At 52.8% G+C, this 5937-nt stretch carries 7 protein-coding genes; 3 read left to right on the top strand and 4 right to left on the bottom strand.

What is annotated here, in order from left to right:
• The coding region (locus QZ197_RS14320) for a glycosyltransferase family 2 protein (protein ID WP_296432812.1) at positions 1-165 on the bottom strand (165 nt) is incomplete at its 3' end.
• A 157-nt stretch (positions 166-322) separates the two neighbouring features.
• Between QZ197_RS14320 and aroQ the strand changes: the two genes are divergently transcribed.
• Both aroQ and QZ197_RS14310 read left to right on the top strand, forming a co-directional pair.
• On the top strand, positions 323-769 hold the full coding sequence (gene aroQ, locus QZ197_RS14315) for a type II 3-dehydroquinate dehydratase (RefSeq protein ID WP_296432811.1): 447 nt from the start codon (positions 323-325) through the stop codon (positions 767-769).
• Positions 766-1527, top strand: a complete 762-nt coding sequence (locus tag QZ197_RS14310) for an autoinducer binding domain-containing protein (protein WP_296432810.1) — start codon at positions 766-768, stop codon at positions 1525-1527. Before aroQ ends, QZ197_RS14310 begins: the two co-directional genes overlap by 4 nt.
• Positions 1528-1964: 437 nt before the next feature.
• On the opposite strand, the gene tsf is transcribed toward QZ197_RS14310, so the two are convergent.
• From tsf to QZ197_RS14295, 3 genes are all read right to left on the bottom strand, one after another.
• A complete protein-coding gene (gene tsf / locus QZ197_RS14305; protein WP_296432809.1) occupies positions 1965-2837 on the bottom strand; it encodes a translation elongation factor Ts in 873 nt (290 codons plus the stop codon).
• A 74-nt stretch (positions 2838-2911) separates the two neighbouring features.
• Positions 2912-3682 carry a 30S ribosomal protein S2 gene (gene rpsB / locus QZ197_RS14300; protein WP_296432808.1) on the bottom strand — a complete coding sequence of 257 codons (771 nt, stop codon included), beginning with the start codon at positions 3680-3682 and terminating at the stop codon, positions 2912-2914.
• Between the two features lie 199 nt (positions 3683-3881).
• Positions 3882-5222, bottom strand: a complete 1341-nt coding sequence (locus tag QZ197_RS14295) for a HupE/UreJ family protein (RefSeq protein WP_296432807.1) — start codon at positions 5220-5222, stop codon at positions 3882-3884.
• On the opposite strand from QZ197_RS14295, the gene QZ197_RS14290 reads away from it, so the two are divergent.
• Positions 5221-5937 (top strand): DUF4198 domain-containing protein (locus QZ197_RS14290; protein ID WP_296432806.1); only part of this gene is annotated, 717 nt, incomplete at its 3' end. The genes QZ197_RS14295 and QZ197_RS14290 overlap by 2 nt on opposite strands.

Genomic DNA, 5937 nt, shown 5'->3' with positions numbered 1-5937 from the left:
TACGATCCCCATTGCTTCTAATCGGTCCAACATGTGGTCGGTCCCGTCGTCACAATCGTTACTGAAGATTAGAAAGTCAGAGACACCAATATGCCGATGGTAGGCAATCCATTCGAGGAGAAATGGTGCTTCGTTGCGAACCGTTGTGATCGCGAGGACGCGCATACAGAATATTCCAGCTTGCTTGTGTGTGATAGTGGTGCGGTAAATCAACGCAAAGCTCAAGTGATCCTTCAAACGAACGGTCAGCTTGGATGCTTCTATTTGCTAACAAAAGCCAAATCTATTTTGACCTATCGTTGCGCAGTGGTAGAAGCTCTTTATGACTTACTCAATTCTCATCCTGAATGGCCCGAACCTTAACCTTCTTGGCACTCGCCAACCAGAGGTTTACGGGTCTACGACACTTGCCAATATTGAGGCGACGTGTTCTGCGAAAGCAGAACAGTTGGGGGTGTCCCTGACCTTCGCGCAATCCAATCACGAGGGCGAGTTGGTCGATATGATCCATGCCGCGCGCGGCCAACACGCGGGGGTGATCCTGAATGCTGGCGCCTATACGCATACATCGATCGCGCTCATGGATGCCATTTCTAGCACTATGATCCCGGTTGTCGAACTGCACCTCTCGAACATTCATGCGCGCGAAGAATTCCGCAAGATATCCTACATCGCACGGGTCGCAGTGGGTCAAATTTGTGGCTTCGGTGCTGCTGGTTATCCATTGGCAATGGAGGCGTTGGTTTCCCATTTGGAAGCCACGAAATGAGCGATTTGATTGCGTTCCTGGAGAACGTTACAAACGCGCAAACGGTCGAGGAACTTTGGGACCATCACACCCGTCAAATGGCAACTTACGGGTTTGACAGATTGATGTACGGATTTACGCGTTACCGCACATCAAGTTCGCTTGGTGATCCGCAAGACTGGGTTCTTTTATCATCGCAAAGCCCTGAATTTATGAAAGTATTCTTTGATGAGGGTCTCTATTACCACGCGCCAATGATCCGTTGGGCTTTGGCCAATAACGGTGCTTGTAGCTGGGGTTGGATGTTAGATATGACCCGCATGGACAATCTGACCCCTAGCGAATTAAGGGTTATGGAATTCAACAAATCAATGCAGGTCACGGCGGGTTATACTGTCAGCTTTCGTTCTATTTCGGAGCGTTCAAAAGGCGCGATTGCCCTAACGGCAAAGCCCGGATTGACCCAAGATGAAGTTGATCAGACTTGGGCGGAACATGGTGATGCGATTGTCGTGATGAACAACGTAATGCACCTGAAGCTGTTGACCCTGCCCCATTCGGGCGAACGCCAGTTGACCAAACGCCAACGCGAAGTATTGCAATGGGTTGGGGACGGCAAAACGACGCAAGACATCGCAGTTCTGTTGAACCTTACGGCCGCGACGGTTGAAAAGCATTTGCGTCTTGCGCGCTTGTCTTTGGACGTCGAGACCACAGCGCAAGCCGTTCTAAAGGCTGCGTTTTACAACCAGATGTTCATGATGGACGTAGACTTGTAAGCTAAGAAAATTACTTTCGACGCTGGGTCAAAACATCGAATGATGAGCCAAAGGTCAGGTTTACCTGACTTTCTTGACCTAGGGTTAACTGCCAAGGTTCACTTGTTCCGTAAGTTGTGGCCTAAGGCCTAGGAATAGCGCTTTTTAACCCTTGGTATTACAAGGCTCTGGCTATGTGTGCCGGGTAACCGGAGTTGGTGTTTTAAGTTTGCTTAGAATGCCTTCATTGCGATTGATGCCGTCCCTCGTCCCGAAACTGGGCTGGCATATTTCGTCGCGGCGCTGACTTTCTTCCGAGGAAGCGCCGCGCTTTTCTCCCCTGAAAAGTGAGGGTGGCCTGTGTGTGTGTTTGCAGGTCACCCTTAATCTTTGTCCTCAAAACGAAAATAGCCCGCAGGCGCAAACCTACGGGCTATCAATGTAATAGATGAATAGCTTTAGCTGTTCATCTTGGCCACTTCGGCTGCAAAGTCTTCTGTTACTTTTTCGATACCTTCACCGACAGCCAAACGGGCGTAGCCAGTGATTTCGACGCCAGCTTCTGTTGCGGCCTGTGCCACTGTCAGATCAGGGTTCACAACGAACTGCTGGTTAAGCAATGTGACTTCGGCCATGTACTTTTTCATACGACCGACGATCATTTTCTCGATCACGGCTTCTGGCTTGCCGCTTTCGCGGGCGATGTCCATCTGGACCTGCTTTTCTTTCTCGACCACTGCTGGGTCAAGATCGGCTTCGGACAAAGAAACTGGGTTTGCCGCTGCGATATGCATTGCAACCTGACGACCGAATGCTTCGTTATCGCCGGTCATCGCGACCAGAACACCGATGTTGCCCATGCCGGGTGCTGCAGCGTTGTGTACATAGTTCACAACCGAAGCGCCCTCGAGAGCGACCATGCGGCGGACGGACATGTTTTCGCCAATAACAGCGACAGCGTCAGTGACAGTTTGCGCAACAGTTTTGCCGCCCATGTCAGCCGCGTTCAGTCCGTCAATGTCGGATGTGCCAAGCGCAACGTGTGCGATCCCGCTAACCATTTTTTGAAAATCAGCGTTCTTTGCAACAAAGTCAGTCTCGGAGTTGACTTCAACTGCCACACCCTTGCCGCCCGAAACAGCAACAGCCACAAGGCCTTCTGCTGCGGTACGACCGGATTTCTTTGCAGCTTTCGCCAGACCTTTGGTGCGCAGCCAGTCAACCGCAGCTTCCATGTCGCCGTTGTTTTCTGTCAGTGCCTTTTTGGCGTCCATCATGCCTGCGCCTGTGCTATCACGCAGGTCTTTCACCATTGCAGCGGTGATTGCCATGTTACTTCTCCTTTGGAGGTAAAATTGAATGCGGGCAGGGGCGCAAACGCCCCTGCCCTGATAGGTTCTAGTGCTTACTTTGCTGCTGCAGCTTCTTCAGCGACAACTTCTTCGGCCAGATCAACCATGGCACCCATATCAACGCCTGCAGCACCCAGCTGTGCTGTCATGCCGTCAAGGGCTGCGCGTGCGGCCAGATCTGTATACAGCGCAATAGCACGTGCTGCGTCGTCGTTGCCCGGGATGACATAGTCAACGCCTGCGGGGGAGCAATTGGTGTCCACAATCGCGATAACCGGGATGCCCAGCTTATTGGCTTCTGCGATGGCAAGATCTTCTTTGTTGCAGTCGATAACAAAGATGAGGTCCGGCACGCCGCCCATTTCGCGGATACCGCCCAATGATGCTTGCAGTTTGCCCTGCTCACGCTCCATGCCAAGACGCTCTTTCTTGGTCAGACCAGCGAAACCATTTGCGGATGCTTCGTCGATCGCCTTGAGGCGGTTGATGGACTGCGAAACTGTCTGCCAGTTTGTCAGTGTGCCACCGAGCCAGCGGTGGTTCATGTAGAATTGCGCGGATTTCTCTGCGGCTTCCATGATTGGCTTTGCTGCCTGACGCTTGGTGCCGACGAACAAAACGCGGCCGCCTTTGGCGACGGTGTCACGGATGACCTGCAGGGCCTGATCCAGCATTGGAACAGTCTGTGTCAGGTCCATGATGTGGATGCCGTTGCGTGATCCGTAGATGTATGGGTCCATACGTGGGTTCCAGCGCGATGTCTGGTGACCAAAGTGTACGCCTGCTTCAAGCAGTTGACGCATGGAGAACTCGGGAAGAGCCATGTCGTTTTCCTTTTCCGGTTTCAGCCTCAGCGGGGAATTAGCGTTATGCCAACCGGTGGATACTTTGGGATTTCTCCCCATCGTACCCGCCCCCGCCTGTGGGATTAAGTGAGCGCGCAATAGCGTGGCATTGCGCGCTGTGCAAGAGGCAGGATGCCTCCGGCGGGAGTTTTTTTGGCAAGATGATTAAGGCGGAACCTTAGAGGAAGACCCGCTCGATCACCCAATATGCACCTACGGCTGCGATCGCCAATGAACATGGTACCGACACCAAACGGCGATAAGCCTCTGGCTGGTCGCGCAGTTGGATGGACACCATGCAAAGCGCGAAGACAGCAGCCAAAGGTGCGCCAAAGACCCAGACAGGGTTTTCAAGTGCTGTGACCAACGCCGCTGGATTAAGGACCGACAGCGCAACTGCACTGACCAGCAGTGCGAGGTATATCGCAAAACCACGTCCCGCTTCATTGCGCCCCCGATCGACGCGCAGAGCTTGCCAGACACATAGGAACATCACTGCGATGACGGCGAGTTGGCCGACTTCGACGCCGACGTTAAAACCGATCAGAGCTGCAACAAACGTGTCTTCGGGTAGGCCAAATTCACCTAGGACCGACGCAAACCCAAGTCCGTGCAAAAGGCCAAAGCCAAAGATCACAAAGGGCCGCCACCGGCTAATTCCCCGCGCCCAGACGTTTTCCACCGCGATAAACACAATCGAGGCCGCGATGAGTGGCTCCACGATGCTGCCGGGTAGATTGACATAGCCAAGTGCGGCCAAGGCCAATGTGATCGTATGCGCCAAGGTGAACAGCGAGATTTGCAGCAACAATGGCTTGAACTGAGCTGCCAAAAAGAAAAGACCCAAGACGAACAAAATATGATCAAGACCCTTTGGAACAATGTGATCAAATCCAACAGGGATATAGTCGACAAATGTTTCCCAGCCTGTGGCTTGGCCACCGCCAGCGAGTGCGATCACATCAGACACAGCGCCAGCTTCTAGATAGCCATCATAAGGCGCGGGCACGTCCATTTGGCGCAAAACCAACACGCCAAAGCTGCTGTCCCACCCAAACTGAACGCTATCAGCGCCTGCCGGCAAAGGTGCCGTGAATTCAAAGACCGATGAACGCACGACTTCAACGTCGCCAACCGCAGCGACATTGACCTGCGTCAGCGAAGGGGTCAGCGCCACATCACCGGACGTCAGCGTCATCCCCTCTGCCATACGCGGCCAGAAAGCTGTGAACTGTGCCGCTAGATCATCCGGCGAAAGCGCACGTAATTCGTCATAAGTTGCCGCTTGCGCGCTTTCATCGGTGTCGACAGTTTCAGTAAGATCGATACCCGCGATAAAGCTTTCCAGATTTGCGCGGATTTCAATTGTTACCTGGGTGTCGCTGGCGCGCAGATCACCGATGGAGGGCAAAACCTCGTGAGCTTGGGCTGCTGACACTGTCGTGATCCACAACAGTAGGATGCTTGACATCAGGCGCAGAAAGGCCACCTTTACATCAACTCTAGAGGAAATATTCATGCGTATTCTTGCCCTTGTCTTAAGTTTTTTTGCGACCACTGCCAGTGCGCACGAATTCTGGATTGAACCACTTGCCTATCAGGTTGAAACGGACGGTAGCCTCGAGGCGCATCTTGTCAATGGGCAGGACTTTGCAGGGACAAATATTCCGTTTTTACCACGCGGGTTTGCTAACTTTTTGATGTTTACGGATGCTAATACGGCCGCACGTGTGACCGGACGCGCCGGAGATTTGCCTGCATTGCAACAAGATCCACTTGGCGAAGGTCTAAATGTTGTGGCGTATCAGGCGCGGGCATCGTCAATCGCCTACGATTCTTGGGAGAAGTTCCAGAAATTCGTCGATCACAAGGACTTCGGTGATGTGCTGTCGGTGCACCGCGAAAGGGGTTTGCCCGAAGAAGGGTTTAAGGAAGTCTATTCGCGGTATTCCAAAACGCTGATCGGTGTTGGCAACAGCGAGGGCGCTGACACCCGCGTCGGTCTGACCACTGAATTTGTGGCTCTGAACAATCCCTACACCGATGATCTATCAAACGGCATGCAAGTTCAGTTGTTCTATAACAACGCACCGCGCGCGGATGTTCAGGTCGAGGTCTTTGAAAAGGCGGCGGATTTCAGCGTTGAAATCACACTTTATCGTACGGATGCTGATGGGATTGCGACGATCCCTGTTAAGCCGGGCTATAGCTACATGATCGATTCAGTTGTGTTG

The organism is Yoonia sp., from assembly GCF_017854415.1.
Classification (GTDB): domain Bacteria; phylum Pseudomonadota; class Alphaproteobacteria; order Rhodobacterales; family Rhodobacteraceae; genus Yoonia.
Note: the sequence above shows the minus strand (reverse complement) of the source record. Positions and strands in the feature narration are given on the sequence as shown.

Excerpts from the sequence above, each read along its gene's own strand:
- aroQ (WP_296432811.1), top strand. The coding sequence starts at position 323 with ATGACTTACTCAATTCTCATCCTGAATGGCCCGAACCTTAACCTTCTT.
- QZ197_RS14310 (WP_296432810.1), top strand. The coding sequence starts at position 766 with ATGAGCGATTTGATTGCGTTCCTGGAGAACGTTACAAACGCGCAAACG.
- tsf (WP_296432809.1), bottom strand. The coding sequence starts at position 2,837 with ATGGCAATCACCGCTGCAATGGTGAAAGACCTGCGTGATAGCACAGGC.
- rpsB (WP_296432808.1), bottom strand. The coding sequence starts at position 3,682 with ATGGCTCTTCCCGAGTTCTCCATGCGTCAACTGCTTGAAGCAGGCGTA.
- QZ197_RS14295 (WP_296432807.1), bottom strand. The coding sequence starts at position 5,222 with ATGAATATTTCCTCTAGAGTTGATGTAAAGGTGGCCTTTCTGCGCCTG.